Below are 21677 nucleotides of genomic sequence, written 5' to 3'. Positions count from 1 at the left end.
TTGTAGAAAATTATTTAATTTGGCCCATAACTTCGTCTACAAAATTATTTTCTTTCTTTTCAAGACCTTCTCCAACTTCATAACGGATAAATAATTTAACTTTTCCACCCTTAGAAGCAACATACTTAGCAACTGTCATGTCAGGATCTTTAACAAAATCTTGATCATCTAAGCTAATATCAGCTAGATATTTATTTAAACGACCCTCAACCATTTTTTCAATGATATTTGCTGGTTTGCCTTCATTAGCAGCTTCTTTAGAAAGTACTTCTTTTTCATGTGCCAATTCATCAGCAGGTACTTGTTCACGAGATACATACTTAGGATTAATTGCAGCAACATGCATAGCAACATCTTTAGCAGTTGATTCATCAGCATCTGTAACGACAACAAGTGTTGAAATTGAGCCACCCATATGTGAGTATGATCCAAAACTTTCATTATCAGTTTTTTCTACTAATTCAAAACGACGTAATGAAATTTTTTCACCAATTACTTGTGTTGCTTCAATTAAATCATCATTAATTGTGCCACGGTCTGTTTTAATTGTAAGTGCTTCTTCAACATCTTTAGGATGTGCTTCAGCAATTTTAGTAGCAATCAATTTAACAAGTGTTTTGAATTGTTCGTTTTGAGCAACGAAATCAGTTTCTGCGTTAACTTCAACAATAGCTGCAAAGTTACCAGAGAATTGAACATCAGATAGACCTTCAGCAGCAACACGGTCACTTTTTTTAGCAGCCTTTGCCATACCTTTTTCGCGGAGGAAATCGATTGCTTTTTGCATATCACCGTCAACTTCAACGAGTGCTTTTTTTGCGTCCATCATACCGACACCAGTTGTATCACGTAATTCTTTAACTTGAGAAGCAGAAATTTTTGCCATTTGAATGGCCTCCTTGTTTAAATAATTTAATTGATTTTATATCTAAAAAAACTGCCTCAAAAGAAAGGGCCATTACAGTACCTAATTTTGAGACAGCCTAATTTATTTACTATTCAGCAGTTTTTTTATCATTTCCGCCTTCAACAGCTTCAACGATATCTTCGATTGAATCTACTTTTTCGTCAGCCTTTTTGAAAGAAGCTTCATTCACTTCTTCTTTACCTTGATTAGTTTCAATAATAGCATCAGCCATTTTTGCAGTAATCAAACGTACAGCACGAATTGCATCATCATTTGAAGGGATTTTTACATCAATTTCATCTGGATCACTATTTGTATCAACCATAGCGATGATAGGAATATTCAATTTTTGAGCTTCCTTAACAGCGATACGTTCTTTACGAGGATCAACAATGAATAATACATCAGGGATGCGAGGCATATCTTCAATACCACCCAAGAATTTTTCAAGACGATCTCTACGTTTAATTAATAAAGAAACTTCTTTTTTAGGAAGAAGATCAAATGTGCCATCTTCTGACATTTTTTTGATTTCTTTAAGACGTTTGATACGTTTTTGAATTGTGTTCCAGTTAGTTAAAGTTCCACCTAACCAACGATGGTTAACAAAGTATTGTCCAGCACGAGTTGCTTCTTCTTCAATAGCATCTTGTGCTTGTTTCTTTGTACCAACAAAAAGAACAACACCATCATCTTCAGCAGCTTTTTTCATTGATGCATAAGCAGCATCAACTAATTTAACTGTTTTTTGTAAATCAATGATATAAATACCATTTCTTTCAGTAAAGATGTATGGTTTCATCTTTGGGTTCCAGCGACGTGTTTGATGTCCAAAATGAACACCGGCTTCGAGCAATTGTTTCATACTAATAACAGCCATAATGTAGTGCCTCCGAGTAAAAGTTTTATTTTCCTCCCAAGTGTTCAACTGTGCTAAGACTCTCCCGAGCACCCTCAGTCACATCCCACAAGGTGTGAATTGATGTTTTAACATCGTCTTTAAGTATACAAAATCTAAAATTAGAACACAAGTCTTATTTTTAATTATTTAACTTCTGTTTCCACAACGCCTGTTGTTAAAAATTGATAAGCACTATTCAAAGCAATTTCAACCATATTTTTAACTGCAGTTTCAGTATAGAATGCAATATGAGGTGTTAAAATAACATTTACCATATCTAAAAGTTCATTAAATAATGGATCTTCAATAGATGAGTCCGTTAAATCATGATTAAATATTGGATTTTCGAATTCATACGTATCTAAAGCTGCTCCACCAACTTGTCCTGATTTTAATGCGTCAATTAAATCTTCAGTATTAATTAACGTTCCACGGGCTGTATTTACAATCAGAACTCCGTGTTTCATTTTTTCAAATGAATCTCGATTAAGCATGTGTTCATTCTCTTTTGTAGCTGGCGTATGTAATGTAATAACGTCTGCTTGTTCGAACAACTCATCTAATGTATCAACATAAATACCACTCTTTTTTAATTCAGCATTTGGATAGACATCGTATGCAATAACTTTTGCACCGAATCCTTTGTAAATGTCCATTGCAACCCGGCCAATACGTCCAGTTCCAATAACACCCACGGTTAAGCTTCTCAACTCGCGTGAAATATTTGGAGCCCAACGATAGTCTTGATTTTTAATTTTTAAATTAAATTCTGGTGTTCTTCTTAAGAGTTGCATCAATTGTGTCACAGAAAATTCAGCAATCGCGTTAGGTGAATACGCTGGGACATTTGTCACCGTCACACCGTATTTTTTAGCTGCAACTAAATCAATATTATCAACCCCGACATTTCTAACAGAAAGAATCTTAATATTCATCTCTTTCATTTTAGAAAATAATGTTTCGTTATAAGGGATTGTTTGCAATGCAATAATACCATCAAATCCATCCGCTTGCTGTATCGTTTCATTCGTTAATAAATCTTGAGTAATTTCAACATCAACTTGATTGTCATCAGACCATTGATTACCAAATCCAACTTCATCTTTTCTCATACCGAACGCAATTAGTTTCATAATACAAAATCCTCCATTTTCTGACTAATTTTATTTAAATTTAACTTCTTTATCAGAATGTCCTGTTTCTATTAAGTCTTTACTTGCATTCAAAGCATCTATAACCATATTCCTGACAGCAGGCTCTGTATAGAACGCTGTGTGTGGGGTAATTAACACATTCTCACGTTGCAATAAGTTTTTAAAAGTACCATTTACTTGTGATTCTGTTAATTCTTTATTGAAATAATCAGTCTCATTTTCAAGTGTATCTAATGCGGCACCGGCTACTTTCCCTGAATCTAGCGCTCTTATCAGTGCATCGGTGTCAATCAATGTTCCTCTGGCCATATTCAAAATATGCACACCATTTTGCATTTTACTAAATGCTTCGTCATCTAATAAATGATAATTATCTTCAGTAGCAGGGCTATGAATTGTGATAACTGTTGATTTTGCATATAGCTCATCTAATGTATCAACATAGATTCCTTCTTCTTTCAAAGCAGGATTTTGATAAATATCATATCCAATAATTTTTGCACCAAATGCTTTAAAAATTTTAATGGCTGTTTGCCCAATTCTTCCTGTACCAATCACACCAACTGTTTGTGTGCGGATTTCTTTAGAGATATCGGGTTCCCAAGTGAAATCGTTATTCTTCATTTTACGATTAAATTGTGGTGTTTTTCTAAATAACTCCAACAATTTAGCTACAGATAGCTCCGCAACAGCACTTGGAGAATAAGATGGCACATTCGTCACAATCAATCCATACTTATTAACTGCATCCCCATCAACGTTATCCACACCAGTATTACGAATCGATAAATAATTAATATTTAAATCATGAATTTTTTTAATTAATTCAGGTGTATAGTCCTTTTGTTGGTAGGCAACGATAGCGTCATAATTTTCTGCTAATTGAACTGTTTTTTCGTCTAATAATTCATTAACAGTTTTTATTTTAATTTGATTATCTTTTTCCCATTCTTGGACATACAATAATTCATCTTCTCGGATACCATACGCAATGATTTTCATAATGTTATACCTCTTTATTTTAAAATTTATACTTTCATTATATCATTTGAAATCTTTTTATACATTATTTCAGATTTCAACTGATTGCTTTTTTAAATAAGCAATTTTTTTATCTCTTGATTGGTGTTTGAAAGCATATTCTTTCTTTAATGCTTCAGATTTCGTTTCAAATGATTCCTGCAAAATCATTTTCAAAGGCCGTCTACTAGCTAATTTTGTGTACTTTGCACCTTTCCCTGCATTATGCGTTGCAAGTCTTTTTTCGGGATCCGTTGTAAATCCGCCGTATAGTGTATTATCAGCGCACAGTAATACATAGAAATAATATTTTTTTTCATCTTCCATAAACAATCTCCTGAACCATTTGTGTGTACTCATCATCGTTACCATAAACAACAATAGGAGGCATAATCCTAATTCCTGCTGCATTGCCATCCTTAATTGCTTCAATTAGGACCATGTTAGCCTCTTTTCCCTCTTTTGGATGAACAAATTGGATTTTTTTAGGCGCCAACCGATGATTAACCATTTTACTTAGAATTTCAGGCAATCGATCAGGACGGTGTACGAAAAAAGTTTTCCCCTTCATTTTCAATAAACCGCTAGTAATTTCTAGAATACTATCTAAATTAGTTGTAATTTCATGTCGTGCAATTGCTAAATACTTGTTAGGATTCTGAGAAGATTGTGGCGTATTTGGAAAATAAGGTGGATTACACAATACGGTATCAATTGAGTCTTTTTCTAGATAATCAAACGTGTTGATTAAATCTGTTTGCTTAACTTGTACTTGATTTTCCAAGTGATTCAATTCAATACTTCTATTTGCCATATCAGCTAATTTTTCTTGAAGTTCAATCTGATAAATTTGACCCTTTGTTTTTTGACTAACAAATAACCCGACTGCACCATTGCCCGCACATAAATCAACTATTTTAGTTGATTCTTTTCTTGAAACATCTGCAAAATGGGCTAATAAAACAGCATCCAGTGAAAAAGAAAAAACATCTGAACTCTGAATGATTTTAATTTGATTTGAGTATAATTGGTCAATACGTTCATTGTTATTAAGTGAAACCATTTTTCATTACCCATTTTCTATAATTTTTTTTAAACTTGCAACTTTTAATTTAATTAGTCATACTTACCATACAAAGTTTAAAATTTGAAAGGATTGTTGCCACATGTTTTATTCATTTGCACGAGGTATTGTACGAGTACTTTTATTCTTAATCAATGGGAATGCCCACTATATTAATAAAGAAAAACTACCTGAAGGATCGTATATTTTAGTAGGTCCACACCGAACTTGGTTTGACCCCCTTTACTTTGCCTTAGCTGGTAGTCCTAAAAAGTTTTCATTTATGGCAAAAAAAGAACTATTTGTAAATCCAATTTTACGCTATATCTTAATTCATGCCAATGCTTTTCCAGTTGATCGAGAAAATCCAGGTCCATCAACAATTAAAACGCCAGTTAAATTTTTAAAAAAAGGCGAATTATCATTAATTATGTTTCCCTCAGGTACCCGACATTCCGAGGAATTAAAAGGTGGTTCACTCTTAATTGCTCGAATGGCACAGGTACCCCTAGTTCCAGCAGTCTATCAAGGTCCATTAACCTTAAAGCAACTTTTCAGTAGAAAAAGAGTAACCGTTTCATTCGGTGATCCAATCTATTTAGACAAAAAAACAAAATTGACTGATGAGGTCCAAACAGAAATGGACACCCAATTAATGGCTGCATTTCAAAAATTAGATACTGAAATTAATCCCAATTTTAAATATGTTGATCCCCATAAAAGTAAAAATAATAATTAAATTCCAAAAAAAATACTGGTAGGAAATCATATTGATTTTCTACCAGTATTTTTATTTAAAATTAAACTTAATCATCTGATATATTTTGTAAACTATACATGTCAGCGTATTTACCATTTAATTTTAGTAATTCTTCATGTGTTCCTCGTTCAACAATTTGACCCTTATCCAACACTAGAATTTGGTTAGCGTCAACAATAGTTGACAGTCTGTGTGCGATAACAAGCGTCGTTCTATTTTGTCTCATTTGTTTTAACCCATCTTGTATAAGTTGTTCCGTCTCCGTATCAATATTAGCTGTAGCTTCATCCAATATTAAAATTTTGGGATTAGTTACAATCGTTCTCGCAAATGAAATCAATTGCTTTTCACCAGCGGAGTATGTTGCCCCTCGTTCAACAACTTTCGTTTGATACTGCCGAGGTAATTTATCAATAAATTGATCAGCATGAACAAATTTAGCAGCTTTTTCAATTTGTTCATCAGTAATATCTTGATTAAACATTCTAATATTTGAAGCAACATTACCATAAAATAAAAATGAATCTTGTAATACAAGCCCCATTTTTTTACGTAACTCTTCTGTCGAATATTTTTTAATATCTAAACCATCAATTAAAATTTGCCCTTCTTCAAAATCATAAAATCTCATCAAAATATTGATGGTTGAACTTTTACCACTACCCGTGTGTCCAACGAAAGCAAGTGTTTCACCAGGTTGTACCGTAAATGATATATTCTTTAAAACAGCATTCTCATCATCATAAGAAAAAGTAACATTTTTGAATTCAATTTTACCTTCAGTAATTGTGGCTCCTGCCACGGGTGTTTGTTGTGGTTCTATTGTTTGGTCATCAAGAACACTAATGATTCGGCTACCTGCAACGATTCCATCTTGGAAAGTTGTCAAATAATCCATTAAGTTTGTCATGGGATTGAAGAAATTTTGTAAATATGTTAGAAATGCATATACCATTCCTGCTTCAACAAAATGATCTAAACTGCTAATTCCAAATAACCCAAGTGTCATTACTACAGCCAATGCATAAAATAAACTAATAATTGGTGAAAGTAACAATGAATTAGTTCGAATCATTTCAAATCTTTTTTTCAAATAAAGTTCATTAGTGTCCTCAAATTCGCCTTCAATCCGTTTTTCTTGGCGAAATTGTTGAATCACATTTATTCCAACGATAGATTCATTTAATTTAGTATTTAATCGACTCAAATATTCTCTCATTTGTCGATAAACCTTTGAACTAAACCGTTGGTAATACCATGTTGTTATTAGTAAAATTGGTATAAAAATCAACGTTACCAATGCAATCTGTGGCTTGGCAATATACATTGCTACAAAAGCAGAGATAAGTGAAAATACACCAACGATTAATGTCATAAATAGCGTCCAAAAATCTGCTAATGTCATCGTATCATTAGTAACCCTAGAAACAACAGCTCCAGCCGGTGTCTTATCAAAGTAACGCATCCCTAACGTGTGAATTTTTTTAAAAAGAATGACACGTATTTTTTCTAATGTTTTTTCTGCACCCATTGAGTACAAATACATTTGAATGAATTGAGTAATTGCTTTTAAAATTACACCGATAAAGTAAAGACCCGCAAATAAAAACATAATATTTAGTGGTGTTGATTTCGATTGAAGATAGTTATCCATATAATACTGTAAAAGAAGAGGTAGTAATATATTAATTCCACTTAATATGGCCGCAAATAAAATTGCGATTAAAAAATCGGCTTTAAAATCTTTTGTATAGGGCAACAATCTTTTAATAACTGTTCTTTGTTCTTTACCGCTCAGTTCTTTTTGCCAGCTAGATTTAGGCTTTTCACTCATTAATTTCATCTCCCTCTAACTTGCTTTCAAGTTGTTGTTTAGTTGTCATTTGATAGTACCAACCTTTTGATGTCATTAACGTATCATGCTGTCCTCGCTCAATAATTGTTCCACCATCAATTACGATAATTTCATCTGCATCTTTTACACTACTCATACGGCTTGCAGAAATAATAGTTGTTTTATTTTGACGTTTCTCTTTTAATCTAGTTAAAATAATAGATTCCGTTCTGGCATCAACTGCCGAAAGAGCATCATCCAAAATTAATAGCTCTGGATTAATTACAAGGGCACGAGCGATAGCTAAACGTTGCTTTTGGCCACCAGAGAGGGATATTCCTTGTTCTCCAACCTCTGTTTCATATTTTAGTGGTAATTCAGTGATATCACTATCCAAATCAGCATTAAATGCAGCCATTTCAACCTTTTCTTTTGTTAAATTCATATTAGCAAAACGTATATTATTTAAAATAGTTGTTGAAAATAAAAAGCTTTCCTGAGGAACGTAACCAATTGACTTCAGATACGTATCTAAGGCATACTCTTTAATATTTGAATTATTAACTGAAATCATTCCGTTGTATGCATCAAATTCACGAAGTATCAATTTCATAATCGTTGATTTGCCAGCACCCGTTTTTCCAACAATGCCAAGAGTTTGACCAGAACCAATTTCAAATTTAACATTATGCAAGCTTTCCCGATCATCATCTGGATAATTAAAATGCTGGACATCAAATTTAAAAGATCCCACCGGTAATTTATCTAACCCCTTTTCATTATCTACAATGCCACTTTTTTGATTTAATAATATTTGAACACGATCATAACTAGCATTTCCACGTTCAATAACATTAAATAATCGACCAATAGCAAACATCGGCCAAACAAGTAACGCAATATAACTTATAAATGAAATCAGTTGTCCAATTGAAATAACGTTGTTAGCCACATAGTATCCACCTAAAATGATAGTGCAAACATATGACAATCCAATAATTAAACTTGTTATTGGATCAAACAATGCATCCAATAAATTAACTTTTCTATTAATCTTGATAGTTTCTTCAACTTTTCCTTCAAAATCTTCAATATCTTCTTGTTCTTGTCCAAGAGTCTTAATCACTTTAATTCCGCTGACACTCTCTTGCGTTTTATTATTCAACGTTGAAAACGCTGCTTGAGATGTAGAGAAAGCAGTGTGTATTTTAGTTCCTAAATATCTAGCCATAACCGCCAATAAAGGTAACGGAATAATTGCTAAGATTGTTAAACGCCAATCTATTAAAAATATCATTGCAATTATAGTTGTCCCACCCGTGATAATTGAATCAGCAAAAGTTAGTATACCTGCACCAGCAACCTGCTGAATAGCTGTTAAATCATTCGTTGCATGTGCCATCAAATCGCCTGTTCTATTTTGCTGAAAAAAAGATTGATCCATTTGCATAAAATGTTTAAATAATCGAGTACGTAAAATTTTTTCAAGGCGAGCAGCGCTACCCCAAATATTGGTTCTCCAGATATATCTAAACAGATATTGCCCTAATGCAACAAAAACTAAGATACTAATCCAAATTGCTAACTTACTCACTGTTAGTTCATTTTCACTCATACTATCAACGATATTTCCAATAATTTTAGGTGGAATAATTTGGAAGATTGCCACTAAAATCAGAAAGAATACTGCGATTCCATACGATTTTTTTTCTTGTTTAAAAAACCATCCAAGTTTTCTAAATATAGTCATTCTAACTCCTCCTTTTTATAAAAAAAAACAAGCAAAGGAAATCCTTGCCTGTTCATAAAATATTAAATTATTTTTTTTGCGAACTATTTTTTGCTTGTGCATTCATAGATGACATCATCTGATGTAATTTCTTTTCAGAAGGTTTTTGGCCCATTTGGACCATCATCATTCTTAACATATCTTCATTGATTGGTGGGTTCTTTTGTAAATATGTTTCCATATACTTACGAGCACCGAAAAATCCTCCGACAAGTCCAACTGCTAACGCAATAACGGCGATTAAAATCGTCATTCCCATTGACATAATTCAAGACCCCTTTCAATTCACTTCAATCACTAATTCTACACAATTTTCACATAAAAGAAAAGGTAAATCTATTCAAATTGGGAACTATTTTCTTAGTTATCTCGTAAACCTTTATCACGTTGAACTTTTTTTACTTTGTCAGGTGTTACTTCTTTACCTGTTTTATCATAAACCTGCATCATTTCAACTCGACTTCTAAAACTTTCTCTAAATAATGCAAGATACGTTTCACGAAGTTCTTTTCTTTCAGCTTCTTCAGCCTTTGTTAAACCTTCATCAGTTTTACTTTTTGCAGCTAATTCATTTATTCTTGGTGCTAAATCTTCTGGGATCATTTATTATCACTCCTTAAAATTTCACTCATAAGCATACCTGATAATATGATAAAAAACAATTATTCAAATTAACCGAACGTTTGTTTGCAACAACTACTTTCATATGCTACTATTAAAATAATAAATAATGATGATGAGGTGTACTAAATGACAAAAGCATCTGACAGCAAACAACTTGCAGTCTTGCGCTTTATTCATGAACGAGTGGACACGAAGGGTTATCCACCAACTGTTAGAGAAATTGGCGAAGCTGTTTCTCTATCATCTACTTCCACTGTTCATGGACACATTGCTCGACTTGAAAAAAAAGGATTACTAACTAAAGATCCCACCAAACCTAGGGCAATTGAACTTACACCACTTGGATTAGATGCGATTGGCGTTAATAGTCATGAAAATTTAATTCCAATGGTCGGGACCGTTACTGCTGGTGTACCCATTTTGGCTGTTGAACAGGTAACTGATTATTTCCCCCTCCCACCTGACTTTAATTCCTCAGATGATTTATTCATGTTAACAATTCGCGGAGAAAGCATGATTAATATTGGGATATTAAATGAAGATCAAGTTATTGTCAGAAAACAGTCAACTGCTGAAAATGGTGAAATTGTTATTGCAATGAATGAATTTGATGAGGCAACCTGTAAAAGATTTTTCAAAGAAGAAAATCATTTTCGTCTCCAACCCGAAAATGATTCAATGGAACCAATTATTTTAGATTCTGTCTCTATTTTAGGCAAAGTCATTGGACTCTATCGTCATTTTTAATGAACAAAGCAGAAAAAGCTACTAAATTAGTCAGACTAATCTAGTAGCTTTTTCTATTGAATAGAATATTGCCTTTGCATATTTTTGCTGCCTATTAAAATATATTTAGATTTATCATTACTGTAATCTAAATAAATATCTGCTCCATCATTTTTTAAATGATTTTGATACATATTCTCGTATAATTCAATAGAAACTTGAACACGTTCTTCTAAATTAATTTTCGGTAATTGACTCTTGAAATTATCTGTTAATGTACCAGAAAAGAATTCTCCAACTGCCCCTGAACCATAGCTATACATCCCTATTCTATCACCGGCCTCTAAATCATTACTATTTTCAAGTAAAGATATAAAGCTTAAATATAGTGAGCCAGTATATAAATTTCCAACCTGATTATTATACTTTTTAGCTGCCTCAAATTCTCGTTCTAATTCAATTTTTTTGCTATCTGTCGCTTCATTAAGGACTTCTCTTAAACCTTTAACACCAAGTTTTGTATATGGCAAATGATATAAAATAGCCTTAAAATCAGCAACAGTTAATCCTGTTTTATTTTTATACTCATTCCATGTTTGATTAAAAAAATCTAAATATACGTTCTGAGAAGTTTTACCGTCTACAAGTGCTTCGCTGTGATTTAATGGGCGCCAAAAATCCATAACATTTTCCGTTACAAATCCACTATCTGCATCTAATAAAAGTATTTTTGGGTTTTTCGTAATAATCATTGCGACAGCGCCGCCACCTTGTGTAGGTTCACCCGCAGTATTTAGACCATATCTAGCAATATCAGCACCAATGACTAAAACCTGACTATTTGGATTAAGCGACACATGTCCTTTTGCCAATTGAATAGCGGCCGTTGCTCCATAGCAAGCTTGCTTAATTTCGATTGATCTCACGTGTTTTAAGCCTAAAAGACCTGAAACGTAGGCTCCTGCCGACTTTGAATTATCAATACCGGATTCTGTTGCAAAAATAACAAAGTCAATTTTGTCTCTATTTTCGTTATCTATTAATAGATCTGCAGCATTTGCACCCATCGTCACCACGTCCTGTGTCGGCGGTATAACAGCCATTTTTGATTGGCCAATTCCAATTAAATATTTATTAGGATCTACATTTCTGACATTAGCTAATTCTGACATATCAACGTACTGATTCGATGTAAAAAAATTAATTCGATCAATTCCAATTTTCATTAATCTTCCAGCTTCCATTTATTATATTGTTTTTATTGTACTTGATGTCTCATTTGATGGCAAGATTTGGTATCACTGGTTTAAAAAGGTATCATTATTCAGTTTCAAATACTAAACCTAAATACTTTTATTACTACCCTAGAAATATCTTTATCAATAAACTATCACACTCGGCGAACAGATAAAATTTGGCAACGATTACAAGACTCATTGGTCGTATTGCACTTAATTGCACTTAATTGCACTTAATTCCCCTTGAATACTAATTATAGAATCACTTTATGTATTCTCTTGTAATTGTCCAGTTAGACGTATAAAATTTAACCATATATTTATACGAAAAAGGGGATTAATATGATTGCACAAACATTTTATTTAATTGTTTTAATTATTTGGGTGTCTATGATTGGGTTAACTATTTGGGATAAAGGTTTGACTAATTTTTTTAAATATATATTCACCCCTACAAAAATACCAAGACAAAATAGATTTAAACACCCTTTTTTGTCGTTTTTAGTTATTCAAGAAAAAGAACAAAAATTTTATTTTTATGCAGTAAGTTTTTTAATAGGTACAATTTTTGGTCTAATGTTTTTCCCCAGGTTCTTAATTTTAAGACTACTAACATTTAGCATTGCTTCATTACTGTTTTGTTATAGTTTTTTTTCATACCTAAAATTATTCCCTAAAAAAACAAAACTCTGGCAAATTGAATCGTATTTATTATTACTTATTACTACATTCATTTTTTATCTAATTAATTATATGAATTTGATTACACCACTAATGGAAACAACAGTTATTTTTACATTTATATTAGGTATTATTATCATTACCTTTAGTTCATTCTATTTATTAAAATTACTTTCATACATTGTTCAAAATAATTTTGCACATACTGTACAGGTTATTGCTGAATTTGCATTAAATATTTTCTATGAAGGTTTGCTTGTTGGAACTTCTTTAATAGGCGTTTTAGGAGGTGAATCAAAAGTTACCGAATTTGTCTCTAAGTTACCCAGTGTCCATGTTGTTGATCACTTAGTAGCTATTTCATATTATGGCTTGAGTGATTTTTTTGGAGACCCCATAAATTCTATTCAAAATGTTCAGTCATATCCAACAATAATTTTATATATTCATCTGCTAAGCTTATTATTTGGCGCAAGCTACACGTGGATATTTCTTGCTAACTTAATAAGCATTGATAATAATTAAATGAGTTTTGCAATTATATTAAAAAGTTGATATACTAAACAAAGTTATTTTGGAGAGTTGGCAGAGTGGTAATGCACCGGACTCGAAATCCGGCGAACGCTGTAATGGCGCGCGCAGGTTCAAATCCTGTACTCTCCTTTTTATATCATATTAAACCAAAATAAAAAAACACAAACGCCAGTTTAAAGGCATTTGTGTTTTTTATTTTGTATAAAAAGAGACTATAAAGCATTAAAACATCATATGACTTTGCACATATTTCGCACATTTTTATATACCTAACATTAAAAAAGCTTTAAGTGACTTTCTGAATTATAAAAAATCAGTATTATACCTGTATCTTGGACCCAAACTGATGTATATATAATTAATATTTCGCAAACAACCGTCTGTTCTTGGTAAAAGGAAGATAATATTCAAAAGCTCGTAGCTTAATTTAAAAATAAAAAGCTCTAGTATTGGACGAAAATCCAATACTAGAGCCTCATTTTATAAAATTATACAACAATAGCTATCATAAAGCTGTAATCATGAATTTAATAGTTCATTAAACTGAATATATCATAGTCTTTTATTTTTTGACGGCCCTTTAAATCATCTAATTCAATAAAAAAGGCAGTCCCTACAACAATACCACCTAATTGTTCAACTAATTCTATCGTCGCTGCAATCGTACCACCAGTTGCTAATAAATCATCTGTTACTAAAACCCTCTGTCCAGGTTGTACCGCATCCTTATGCATATATAGTGCAGATTCTCCGTACTCCAATGCATACTTGGCCTCAACGGTTTCTCGAGGTAACTTACCTTTTTTTCTAGCTGGTGCAAATCCTACACCTAGATCATAGGCCACTGGACATCCAACAATAAACCCTCTAGCTTCAGGGCCAACAATCATCTCAACATTTTTACTCTTGGCATATTCTACAATTTTATTTGTTGCTTCGCGGTATGCTGCTCCGTCTGCCATTAAGGGTGATATATCTCGAAAAACAACACCTTTTTCTGGGTAATCAGGAATTGCAGCAATATACTTTGTTAAATCTAATACCATTAATAAACGCTCCTTTAATCTTCTGTATTCAATTGTTCAAGTATCCACTTTTTAAGATCATTCTCTTTAGAGTAGACTAACTTATCTTCAGCTAATATTCGATTATTTCTTAGCTTATATTCAGAAGTATTTTTAATGTCCATTTTATTTGTTGTACTTTTTCCAGTCATTAATCCATCTTTTATTTTAACAAATTCCAACTCTAAAAACACCTTAATCATGAATATTAATAAATTTTTCTTTATTTTTAAAAAATCAGATAAGACGATTAGTTGATTATTAATATCAACATCTTTATGACTCATCACAAATTTATATAACTTTGCATACTGTTCTCTGGATGGCATACCATCTAAATAGGCACTGTTAGTCTTTAAAAATACTGCAATTATTTTCTGACTATCCGATAAACGTAATATTGTAGACATTTGTTCCAACGAGCTTGGGCAATCTACAAATATAATTGTTCTTTGATTATCAAAATCTGATACACTTTTTAGTTGATCAGCCTGCTTAAATATCTGTTTGTCTGATGAAAATTGTTTTACTTGGTCATAATTTTTTTTATTCCAGAATATAAACAAGCCTTCATTTTGAAATAAACTTTTATTCACGTGGTCAGTTCTTTCATCAATAATTACAAGCCCTTCAAATTTAATGTCCTGTACCATTAACTGTAAATTTGTTTTATTCATCCATACATTTTTTTCAATTTCACCGATTAATTTGATCTCATCTAAAGTATTCTTGAAATCATCAACATACTTTGCATTTGAAAATGAAATTCCACTAATTTTTTCTTTCTCACCAACAACTTCAAATTTTAAGTGAGTTCCTGTTTTACCAATAGCCTTAACATTTTGTATTGATTTATATTTAATTTCAAAAATCGGTTTTTCATTGTCTGTACCAAATGGTTTTAATTTTTCAATATCCTTATAAAAATCCAAAGTCAATTGATCTACATTTAGCTTTGCTACAACCACTTTGGCTGGCTTAACGTTCAATTGAATTCCTTGAGATACTGCTTCATTTTCCAAGTCTAATCTAAATCTTTCTAAGTTTTGAATGGGAAATGTTAATCCCACGGCCATATGATGTCCACCAAAATGAGATGTTAATTCTCTATGTTCATTAATTGCGTTATACAAATGAAATGTATCAATACTTCGACCGGATCCTTTTAAATAGCCCTTCTCTGTATCTTGGTTTAAAATAATTGTCGGTTTACCAGTTACTTCAACAACACGACTAGCAACGATACCTAATACACCTTCGTGCCAATTTTCACCTGTTATTACCAGTGTTTTCTTGTACTGATTATACTCTGCTGTAGCCTGTTTCAATGCTAGTTCTAATATATCTGCTACAATTTTTTGACGGCGTACATTTTCAGATTGAACAAAGTTTGCTATTTCCTGTGCTCGTTCATCGTCTAGACTAGTTAACAGTTCAACACCAATATTTGCATCACCTAATCGCCCAATTGCATTTAAACGCGGCGCAATACCAAAACCAATATCTTTTTCATCTACTGTTTCCTGTTTTACATTCGCAACTTCCATTAATGCAATCAATCCTGGCCGGAACGTTTGTTGTAAAACCTTCAGACCGAAACTTACAAGTGAACGATTTTCATCTGTCAGTGATACCAAATCTGCTACTGTACCGATTACCACTAAATCTAGTAATTCTTCTGAAATATCACCTGTTAATGCACTCGCAACTTTAAATGCCACACCAGCACCTGAAAGTTCTCCAAACGGATATTTTCCTTCAGGATGTCGAGGATGAATTATTGCATAAGCCTTTGGTAAAACATCTGGTAATTCATGATGATCGGTTACGATAACATCTATACCTTGAGATTGAGCAAATTCTATTGCTTCATTCCCTGATACACCATTATCAACAGTAATAATCAAATTAGTACCATTGTCTATTATTCTTTTATAAGCATCTACATTAGGTCCGTAACCATCTATAAATCGGTTAGGTATATAAGTTTCCACATCTGCGCCCATATCACTAAGTGTCTCAAACATGATTGAGGTACTCGTTAACCCATCAGCATCATAATCACCATAAACCGTTATTTTTTGATTTTTAACTATTGCTTGTTGAATTCGTTCAATTCCTTTACTCATATCATGCATAAGCATTGGATCGTGAATGTTTTCTGCTCCTACATTTAAAAAATCAGTAATAGCTTTTTCAGATGTAAGTCCGCGGCTCCATAGTAAAGATATCAATGAATGATCTAATTGAATATTTTCAAATATTTCATTAGGTATTTTGTCATTACTTAAATCTAAAAACTTCCAACTATACTTTGATTCAATCATGTTAAACCTCTACTTTACTAACGATTTATATTTTCTGATTTTAACGTTTTAATTTCATTTTGTAGTAATTGAACTTCTTTTCTATTCTGAGTTTTTATTTTATCAATTGAATTTTTCAATGATTCATCAAAATTATTTTTATAGTCATCCAATTGTTGATTTAATTCTTTATTTTCTTTTTTTAATTTTAAAGTTGCACTTGTTGTTAACAGACCTATCAGTAGTGCTCCTGCTAAAATTGAAAATAATAAAATAAGAATCATTGGCATTTTAATTTCTGCAAACCAAAAATTAATTGAAACTTCCTTTACATTTAAAATTGAAAAAATTGCTATTACGATAATAAGTAATAACGCTATGATTGTTCGCCATTGTTTTTTCATATTTTCCCCCACTATTTTTTGTTAAATACTGTACCCGCAAGTAAATCTCCCATTTTAGGGAAAATTGTATATCCCAAATATGCCATTTCCATATAATATGGTAAATTAATTTCGCGTTTATTTGTACTTATGTTTCTTGATATAATCTTTGCAACATGCGCAGGATTTAGCATCATTGATCCAATATTTTTTAAATAGTTGCCCTCTTTATCAGCTATTTTGAAGAAATTAGTATCAATTGGTCCAGGATTAACTGTCATAACTTTAATCCCTAGTGGTTTTAATTCTAATCTCAACGCATTAGAATAACCAAGGACACCATATTTCGTTGCTGAATAAATTGCTGATTTCGGTGTTGCAATTTTCCCAGCAATAGATGCAATATTAATAATAACGCCATATTTTCTATCTGCCATATTTAGCGCAACATTTTGAGTCATGTACATTAGCCCCAAGACGTTTACTCTAAACATTTTTTCAGCAACATCCATATCAAAAGATAACACATTCTCCATCAAACCAAACCCTGCATTATTTATAAGTACTTCAATCGGTCCAATTGAAGATTCAATTTTTTTAACCATTTTTTCAATTTGAATTGGATCAGAAACATCACATTCAATCGCATAAGCCAATCGACCAGATAGACGCTGACAAGCATCTTTAACCTCTGTAAGTTTATCCATTTGTCTAGCGCAAATAACAACAATTGCACCTTTTCTAGCAACCTCATATGCCAGTTCCTTACCTAAACCACTTGAACCACCACTAATTAGAACGATTCTATTACGTAAATCTTTTAACTCTTTATATTGACTAATCATTTACTTTTTCCTTTTGAGAAAACGGCACATTAATTACATCAAAATCTCTAACAACCGTTGTATTTTTAAAGATACTTCTTGCCTCACTCTGTAAAGTAATGGCCATTTTACCAACATATCTTGCGGAAATATGTGTCAATAATAACATTTTCACGTTTGATTTTTTAGCGATTTCTGCAGCCTGAGCACTAGTTGTATGATAATAATTCCTTGCCATTTTTGATTCAGCTTTTTCAAATGTACTCTCATGAACCAGAACATTTGCATTTTCAGCTAATGTATAACTATTTTTTGTTTTTCTTGTATCGCCCAAAATTGTGACAATACGCCCTTTTTTAGTTTCTCCCAAAAAATCATTTCCATTTAATTTTGTGCCGTCTTCTAATTGAACTATTTTACCGGCTTTTAATTCTCCATAAATTGGACCAGACGGAATATTTAATTCTTTAAGTTTATCTATTTGTAATTCGCCTGCATAATCATGTTCCACAATTCGATAACCCACGCTTATAATACGATGATCTAAGTAATCAAAATATACTTTAAAAGTGCTATCTTCAAATATTAATCCAGGTTTATCAAGTTCTACAAATTTAATTGTATATGACAACTTCGTTTCAGAAACTTGTAAACTGGTCTTCACAAAATTTTGAATTCCTTTAGGACCAAAAATAGTTAAAGGTCCATTACCTCCTTGAAATGATCGGCTACTCAAAAGACCTGGCAACCCAAAAATATGATCTCCGTGTAAATGTGTAATGAATATTTTTTCGATTTTCCGAGGTTTTATTGTCGTTTGTAAAATTTGATGTTGTGTTGCTTCACCTACATCAAACAACCAAACACTATTACGTTCATCTAGTAGTTTTAGTGCAATACTGGTTACATTTCTATTTTTTGCAGGTGCTCCTGCTCCTGTACCTAAAAATTCTAATTCCATATTATTAACCTATCCTTACTTATTCATTTGATTTCATTGGTAATGTAACTTCAAAAACGACACCCTTCGGTATCTTATTTCTAACTTCAATTTTACCTTTATGCTCTTCAACGATCCATTTCGCAATTGACAAGCCTAACCCATTACCACCTGTTTTACGATTTCTTGATTTTTCTTCTCTATAAAAGCGTTGGAAGATTATTTTTTTATGTGTATCACTAATATTTTCTCCATCATTAATGACTTGTATCACTAGTTGCTTAGCCGACTCAATAACGATAAACGAAATTTCATTACCCGCTACTGTGTATTTCAATGCATTATCAAGTAAAATGACAATTAATTGATGTATACGGTCTTCGTCTAATTGAATGTACTTACTTGCAATATTTATTTGAAAATAAAATTGTTTATTTTGACTAAGCGCAATATCTGCATAAGGATGAATAATATTCTCAAAGTATTCCTTAGCAAGGACTTTCTTAAAGTTAAACACATTAGCATTAGAATCTGAATTAGCTAACAATAATAGATCTTTTGTTAGATTATTTAATCGTCTAATCTCACTTAATGAAGTTGCAATTGACTCGCTTTCATCGATAATATTTGCATTAGGTTTTGTTAACAAATACTCTAATTTATTTTGTACTATCGTCAATGGTGTTCTAAGCTCATGGGCTGCATTATCGATAAATTCTCTTTGCTTATTCCATGCACTAATCGTTGGTTTAATACTAATAGATGATAAAATAACACTTAAGGCAATCGACAACATTCCAAAAATAAGCAGAGATACAAGTAAAATATTCCTAAAACTAATCAATGAGTTTTGATTAATCTCAATATTTTCAATAATTTGAATATATCGTGCTTTATGCCATTTTTTAACAGCTGAGTCTGGAATTTCCATTAAGTATGACCTAAACGTAGGTCCGTTTTTTTGTTTAATTGTTTTAAATTTGTTTAAATCAGATTTTTTAAATGGTATCTTATTAAAAACGGGGTATCTGGTACCCATTGCATCTTTATTAATTATTTCTCCATTTTGTGACCATAAGATTTGATAGACTTTAAAGTCAGGTGCTTGCTTCAAAAGTGGACTATCATCGATTCTATTTATGGAGACATAATTAGAATCTTTTATTCGTCTAATTTGTTTTTTCATTGATATATCTACATTAACTGTTAAGGTGTCATTAAATGAACTATATACAATTAAACCAAGTGTTACAAAAATAATACTGAAGCTTAAAAGATACATAAAAAATAATTTTATACGCGTATCTCTATTTGCCTTATTTTTCATCAGGTTCAACCAGATAACCAACGTTTCTAATTGTTCGAATCATTTTTTCATGACCAATCTTTTTTAATTTTTTTCTCAGATTACTCATATAAACTTCTACAACCGTAATGCTAGTATCGGACGTAAATCCCCAAACACGGTCAAATATTTGTTCTTTCGTTAAAATAGTATTCTTATTTTCCAGTAAGTATGTTAAAAATTCATACTCTTTACCCTGTAAATTGATAGATTGGCTGCCAGAAATAATTGTTCTGTTATCAGATAAAATCATATCTTGATATTTTAATTCACTATCTATTTCAAATTTCATTGTTCTTTTCAGAAGAGCCTTTATTCTCATTTGTAATTCGTTTAAATTGAATGGCTTAGCTAAATAATCATCCGCCCCTAAATTAAATCCGGTAATTTTATCGTCAACACTATCTTTTGCTGATAAGATTAGCACTGCCGTGTCAATTTTCTTTTCTCGAATTTTTTTTAATACATCAAATCCCGATATTGTAGGAAGCATTAAATCTAAAATAATAATATCATATATATTTTGTGAAGCTTTAAAAAAGCCTTCCTCGCCATCGAACGCTTGCTCTAACGTCATAATTTTTGCTGTTGCTTCAACAATATTATCAGAAATAATTGTATCATCTTCAATAATTAATCCTCTTGGCATTTTTTTTCCTCATTCCTTTCATTTTCATTAAAAAAAATGCATAATAATTATATCTTCTACTAAAGGATGGTTAAATATTATGCGAATGATCGATTTAGAATTAGCCACTATTGATTTAAATAAAAATTTTAATTTATATTACACTACTAATAATCTATTTTACCCTATTTCTAAGGTAATTAGTACATCAGAATATTTTATTTTAATTGTTACTCCCTCTGATAAACCCTTGTTACTTCAAGATTTACTTCACGTATCTGAGTTGAAATCACGTCATAATAAGCTGTTTATCCAAACTATTGATAAAAATTTACATTTAATTTTAGGTTATAAAATAGATCATAATAAACTATTTTTAGCTTAAAACTTAAAATAGATCTGTCTTCATTCTACTCTGATGCTATTATATATATCGCATGGAGTATTAATAAAAAATGCTAACTGCTGTTATACAGTTAGCATTAGTGACATTTGTTAATAGATAAAGTTATTCTACATAATTATCCTGTCTTTATAGTATATCTAAAAAATGGAGGTAAAACAAATGAATATTCTATCTACAACAGTAAGTATCGTTGCCCTATTAATTTCACTGTATACCCTGTACATCGTCCTAAAAAGTAATAGATAAATTAAACGCTAATTTTTAACACAATACATTATTCATACAACTACTGGATTAAGTCATCAATTGTCCTATCTTATTCAAAAAAGGACAATATTAGTTTGTTGAAACAAATTTAAAAAACATTATAGAACATAGCTATTTTAAGGGTGTACACTTTCTGGTGTTGGTGAAATAAAATTCATCAACACCAGTTTTTTATTCTGAAAACAAAAAAAGAGGCCACCATGACCTGTACTAGGCCCTGTCAAGTTGACGGATGAAATAATATAAAATTTAATATGTTTCTAAATGGCTTTATCCCAGTATT

22 protein-coding genes and 1 tRNA gene are annotated in these 21677 nt (G+C 31.7%); 5 read left to right on the top strand and 18 right to left on the bottom strand.

From position 1 onward, the window contains the following. Positions 1-10 precede the first annotated feature (10 nt). From tsf to AC1RP1_RS01910, 6 genes are all read right to left on the bottom strand, one after another. Complete coding sequence (tsf, locus tag AC1RP1_RS01935; protein ID WP_481761387.1) at positions 11-886, bottom strand: translation elongation factor Ts; 876 nt, start codon at positions 884-886, stop codon at positions 11-13. A 109-nt stretch (positions 887-995) separates the two neighbouring features. Next, on the bottom strand, positions 996-1787 hold the full coding sequence (gene rpsB / locus AC1RP1_RS01930) for a 30S ribosomal protein S2 (RefSeq protein ID WP_409022443.1): 792 nt from the start codon (positions 1785-1787) through the stop codon (positions 996-998). Positions 1788-1951: 164 nt separating this feature from the next. Next, a complete protein-coding gene (locus AC1RP1_RS01925) occupies positions 1952-2941 on the bottom strand; it encodes a D-2-hydroxyacid dehydrogenase (RefSeq protein WP_481761388.1) in 990 nt (329 codons plus the stop codon). A gap of 30 nt (positions 2942-2971) precedes the next feature. Further along, positions 2972-3964 (bottom strand): D-2-hydroxyacid dehydrogenase, encoded by a 993-nt coding sequence (locus tag AC1RP1_RS01920; protein WP_481761389.1) that lies wholly within the window; start codon positions 3962-3964, stop codon positions 2972-2974. Positions 3965-4033: 69 nt separating this feature from the next. Further along, positions 4034-4309 (bottom strand): GIY-YIG nuclease family protein, encoded by a 276-nt coding sequence (locus tag AC1RP1_RS01915; RefSeq protein WP_409022440.1) that lies wholly within the window; start codon positions 4307-4309, stop codon positions 4034-4036. Beyond that, the gene (locus AC1RP1_RS01910; RefSeq protein ID WP_409022439.1) at positions 4299-5045 is read right to left on the bottom strand and encodes a tRNA1(Val) (adenine(37)-N6)-methyltransferase; all 747 of its coding nucleotides are present in this window, start codon (positions 5043-5045) and stop codon (positions 4299-4301) included. Before AC1RP1_RS01910 ends, AC1RP1_RS01915 begins: the two co-directional genes overlap by 11 nt. A 103-nt stretch (positions 5046-5148) precedes the next feature. Between AC1RP1_RS01910 and AC1RP1_RS01905 the strand changes: the two genes are divergently transcribed. Further along, a complete protein-coding gene (locus AC1RP1_RS01905; RefSeq protein ID WP_409022438.1) occupies positions 5149-5784 on the top strand; it encodes a lysophospholipid acyltransferase family protein in 636 nt (211 codons plus the stop codon). A 67-nt stretch (positions 5785-5851) separates the two neighbouring features. Here AC1RP1_RS01905 and AC1RP1_RS01900 read toward each other — a convergent pair whose 3' ends face one another. The 4 genes from AC1RP1_RS01900 to AC1RP1_RS01885 form a co-directional block, all read right to left on the bottom strand. After that, positions 5852-7639, bottom strand: a complete 1788-nt coding sequence (locus AC1RP1_RS01900) for an ABC transporter ATP-binding protein (RefSeq protein WP_481761390.1) — start codon at positions 7637-7639, stop codon at positions 5852-5854. After that, the gene (locus AC1RP1_RS01895) at positions 7632-9389 is read right to left on the bottom strand and encodes an ABC transporter ATP-binding protein (protein ID WP_481761391.1); all 1758 of its coding nucleotides are present in this window, start codon (positions 9387-9389) and stop codon (positions 7632-7634) included. The genes AC1RP1_RS01900 and AC1RP1_RS01895 overlap by 8 nt, the downstream gene beginning before the upstream one ends. A gap of 67 nt (positions 9390-9456) precedes the next feature. Beyond that, positions 9457-9693 carry a YneF family protein gene (locus AC1RP1_RS01890; protein ID WP_112249992.1) on the bottom strand — a complete coding sequence of 79 codons (237 nt, stop codon included), beginning with the start codon at positions 9691-9693 and terminating at the stop codon, positions 9457-9459. Between the two features lie 95 nt (positions 9694-9788). Continuing rightward, positions 9789-10031: a DUF896 domain-containing protein gene (locus AC1RP1_RS01885; RefSeq protein WP_409022435.1), complete on the bottom strand. Its 243-nt coding sequence runs from the start codon at positions 10029-10031 to the stop codon at positions 9789-9791. Positions 10032-10178: 147 nt separating this feature from the next. Between AC1RP1_RS01885 and lexA the strand changes: the two genes are divergently transcribed. Beyond that, positions 10179-10799 (top strand): transcriptional repressor LexA, encoded by a 621-nt coding sequence (gene lexA, locus AC1RP1_RS01880; RefSeq protein ID WP_409022434.1) that lies wholly within the window; start codon positions 10179-10181, stop codon positions 10797-10799. Between the two features lie 53 nt (positions 10800-10852). Here lexA and AC1RP1_RS01875 read toward each other — a convergent pair whose 3' ends face one another. Next, positions 10853-12004, bottom strand: a complete 1152-nt coding sequence (locus AC1RP1_RS01875) for a hydroxymethylglutaryl-CoA synthase (protein ID WP_481761392.1) — start codon at positions 12002-12004, stop codon at positions 10853-10855. 354 nt (positions 12005-12358) lie between these two features. Between AC1RP1_RS01875 and AC1RP1_RS01870 the strand changes: the two genes are divergently transcribed. Next, complete coding sequence (locus AC1RP1_RS01870) at positions 12359-13222, top strand: hypothetical protein (RefSeq protein WP_481761393.1); 864 nt, start codon at positions 12359-12361, stop codon at positions 13220-13222. A gap of 51 nt (positions 13223-13273) precedes the next feature. Further along, positions 13274-13360, top strand: a tRNA-Ser gene (locus AC1RP1_RS01865). Positions 13361-13758: 398 nt separating this feature from the next. Here the strand turns inward: AC1RP1_RS01865 and AC1RP1_RS01860 are convergent. Genes AC1RP1_RS01860 through AC1RP1_RS01830 form a run of 7 tightly spaced genes read right to left on the bottom strand, consistent with a single transcriptional unit; the run spans position 13759 to position 20742 of the window. Then, positions 13759-14277: an adenine phosphoribosyltransferase gene (locus AC1RP1_RS01860; RefSeq protein ID WP_481761394.1), complete on the bottom strand. Its 519-nt coding sequence runs from the start codon at positions 14275-14277 to the stop codon at positions 13759-13761. Positions 14278-14291: 14 nt separating this feature from the next. Then, entirely contained in the window at positions 14292-16622 is a 2331-nt protein-coding gene (gene recJ / locus AC1RP1_RS01855) for a single-stranded-DNA-specific exonuclease RecJ (RefSeq protein ID WP_481761395.1), read from the bottom strand. Between the two features lie 17 nt (positions 16623-16639). Next, the gene (locus tag AC1RP1_RS01850) at positions 16640-17005 is read right to left on the bottom strand and encodes a lipopolysaccharide assembly protein LapA domain-containing protein (protein ID WP_481761396.1); all 366 of its coding nucleotides are present in this window, start codon (positions 17003-17005) and stop codon (positions 16640-16642) included. Between the two features lie 11 nt (positions 17006-17016). Beyond that, entirely contained in the window at positions 17017-17826 is an 810-nt protein-coding gene (locus AC1RP1_RS01845) for an SDR family NAD(P)-dependent oxidoreductase (RefSeq protein ID WP_409022789.1), read from the bottom strand. Continuing rightward, positions 17822-18769, bottom strand: coding sequence for a ribonuclease Z (rnz, locus tag AC1RP1_RS01840; RefSeq protein ID WP_481761397.1), 948 nt, complete (start codon positions 18767-18769; stop codon positions 17822-17824). Before rnz ends, AC1RP1_RS01845 begins: the two co-directional genes overlap by 5 nt. 19 nt (positions 18770-18788) lie before the next feature. After that, positions 18789-20075 carry a sensor histidine kinase gene (locus tag AC1RP1_RS01835; protein WP_481762402.1) on the bottom strand — a complete coding sequence of 429 codons (1287 nt, stop codon included), beginning with the start codon at positions 20073-20075 and terminating at the stop codon, positions 18789-18791. After that, entirely contained in the window at positions 20065-20742 is a 678-nt protein-coding gene (locus AC1RP1_RS01830) for a response regulator transcription factor (protein ID WP_409022427.1), read from the bottom strand. Before AC1RP1_RS01830 ends, AC1RP1_RS01835 begins: the two co-directional genes overlap by 11 nt. 85 nt (positions 20743-20827) lie before the next feature. Between AC1RP1_RS01830 and AC1RP1_RS01825 the strand changes: the two genes are divergently transcribed. Continuing rightward, on the top strand, positions 20828-21106 hold the full coding sequence (locus tag AC1RP1_RS01825; protein WP_481761399.1) for a hypothetical protein: 279 nt from the start codon (positions 20828-20830) through the stop codon (positions 21104-21106). Positions 21107-21677: the final 571 nt, after the last annotated feature.

This window comes from Dellaglioa sp. CoH-56-MRSF-13, from assembly GCF_056782095.1.
Note: the sequence above shows the minus strand (reverse complement) of the source record. Positions and strands in the feature narration are given on the sequence as shown.

Excerpts from the sequence above, each read along its gene's own strand:
- tsf (WP_481761387.1), bottom strand. The coding sequence starts at position 886 with ATGGCAAAAATTTCTGCTTCTCAAGTTAAAGAATTACGTGATACAACT.
- rpsB (WP_409022443.1), bottom strand. The coding sequence starts at position 1,787 with ATGGCTGTTATTAGTATGAAACAATTGCTCGAAGCCGGTGTTCATTTT.
- AC1RP1_RS01925 (WP_481761388.1), bottom strand. The coding sequence starts at position 2,941 with ATGAAACTAATTGCGTTCGGTATGAGAAAAGATGAAGTTGGATTTGGT.
- AC1RP1_RS01920 (WP_481761389.1), bottom strand. The coding sequence starts at position 3,964 with ATGAAAATCATTGCGTATGGTATCCGAGAAGATGAATTATTGTATGTC.
- AC1RP1_RS01915 (WP_409022440.1), bottom strand. The coding sequence starts at position 4,309 with ATGGAAGATGAAAAAAAATATTATTTCTATGTATTACTGTGCGCTGAT.
- AC1RP1_RS01910 (WP_409022439.1), bottom strand. The coding sequence starts at position 5,045 with ATGGTTTCACTTAATAACAATGAACGTATTGACCAATTATACTCAAAT.
- AC1RP1_RS01905 (WP_409022438.1), top strand. The coding sequence starts at position 5,149 with ATGTTTTATTCATTTGCACGAGGTATTGTACGAGTACTTTTATTCTTA.
- AC1RP1_RS01900 (WP_481761390.1), bottom strand. The coding sequence starts at position 7,639 with ATGAGTGAAAAGCCTAAATCTAGCTGGCAAAAAGAACTGAGCGGTAAA.
- AC1RP1_RS01895 (WP_481761391.1), bottom strand. The coding sequence starts at position 9,389 with ATGACTATATTTAGAAAACTTGGATGGTTTTTTAAACAAGAAAAAAAA.
- AC1RP1_RS01890 (WP_112249992.1), bottom strand. The coding sequence starts at position 9,693 with ATGTCAATGGGAATGACGATTTTAATCGCCGTTATTGCGTTAGCAGTT.
- AC1RP1_RS01885 (WP_409022435.1), bottom strand. The coding sequence starts at position 10,031 with ATGATCCCAGAAGATTTAGCACCAAGAATAAATGAATTAGCTGCAAAA.
- lexA (WP_409022434.1), top strand. The coding sequence starts at position 10,179 with ATGACAAAAGCATCTGACAGCAAACAACTTGCAGTCTTGCGCTTTATT.
- AC1RP1_RS01875 (WP_481761392.1), bottom strand. The coding sequence starts at position 12,004 with ATGAAAATTGGAATTGATCGAATTAATTTTTTTACATCGAATCAGTAC.
- AC1RP1_RS01870 (WP_481761393.1), top strand. The coding sequence starts at position 12,359 with ATGATTGCACAAACATTTTATTTAATTGTTTTAATTATTTGGGTGTCT.
- AC1RP1_RS01860 (WP_481761394.1), bottom strand. The coding sequence starts at position 14,277 with ATGGTATTAGATTTAACAAAGTATATTGCTGCAATTCCTGATTACCCA.
- recJ (WP_481761395.1), bottom strand. The coding sequence starts at position 16,622 with ATGATTGAATCAAAGTATAGTTGGAAGTTTTTAGATTTAAGTAATGAC.
- AC1RP1_RS01850 (WP_481761396.1), bottom strand. The coding sequence starts at position 17,005 with ATGAAAAAACAATGGCGAACAATCATAGCGTTATTACTTATTATCGTA.
- rnz (WP_481761397.1), bottom strand. The coding sequence starts at position 18,769 with ATGGAATTAGAATTTTTAGGTACAGGAGCAGGAGCACCTGCAAAAAAT.
- AC1RP1_RS01835 (WP_481762402.1), bottom strand. The coding sequence starts at position 20,075 with ATGAAAAATAAGGCAAATAGAGATACGCGTATAAAATTATTTTTTATG.
- AC1RP1_RS01830 (WP_409022427.1), bottom strand. The coding sequence starts at position 20,742 with ATGCCAAGAGGATTAATTATTGAAGATGATACAATTATTTCTGATAAT.
- AC1RP1_RS01825 (WP_481761399.1), top strand. The coding sequence starts at position 20,828 with ATGATCGATTTAGAATTAGCCACTATTGATTTAAATAAAAATTTTAAT.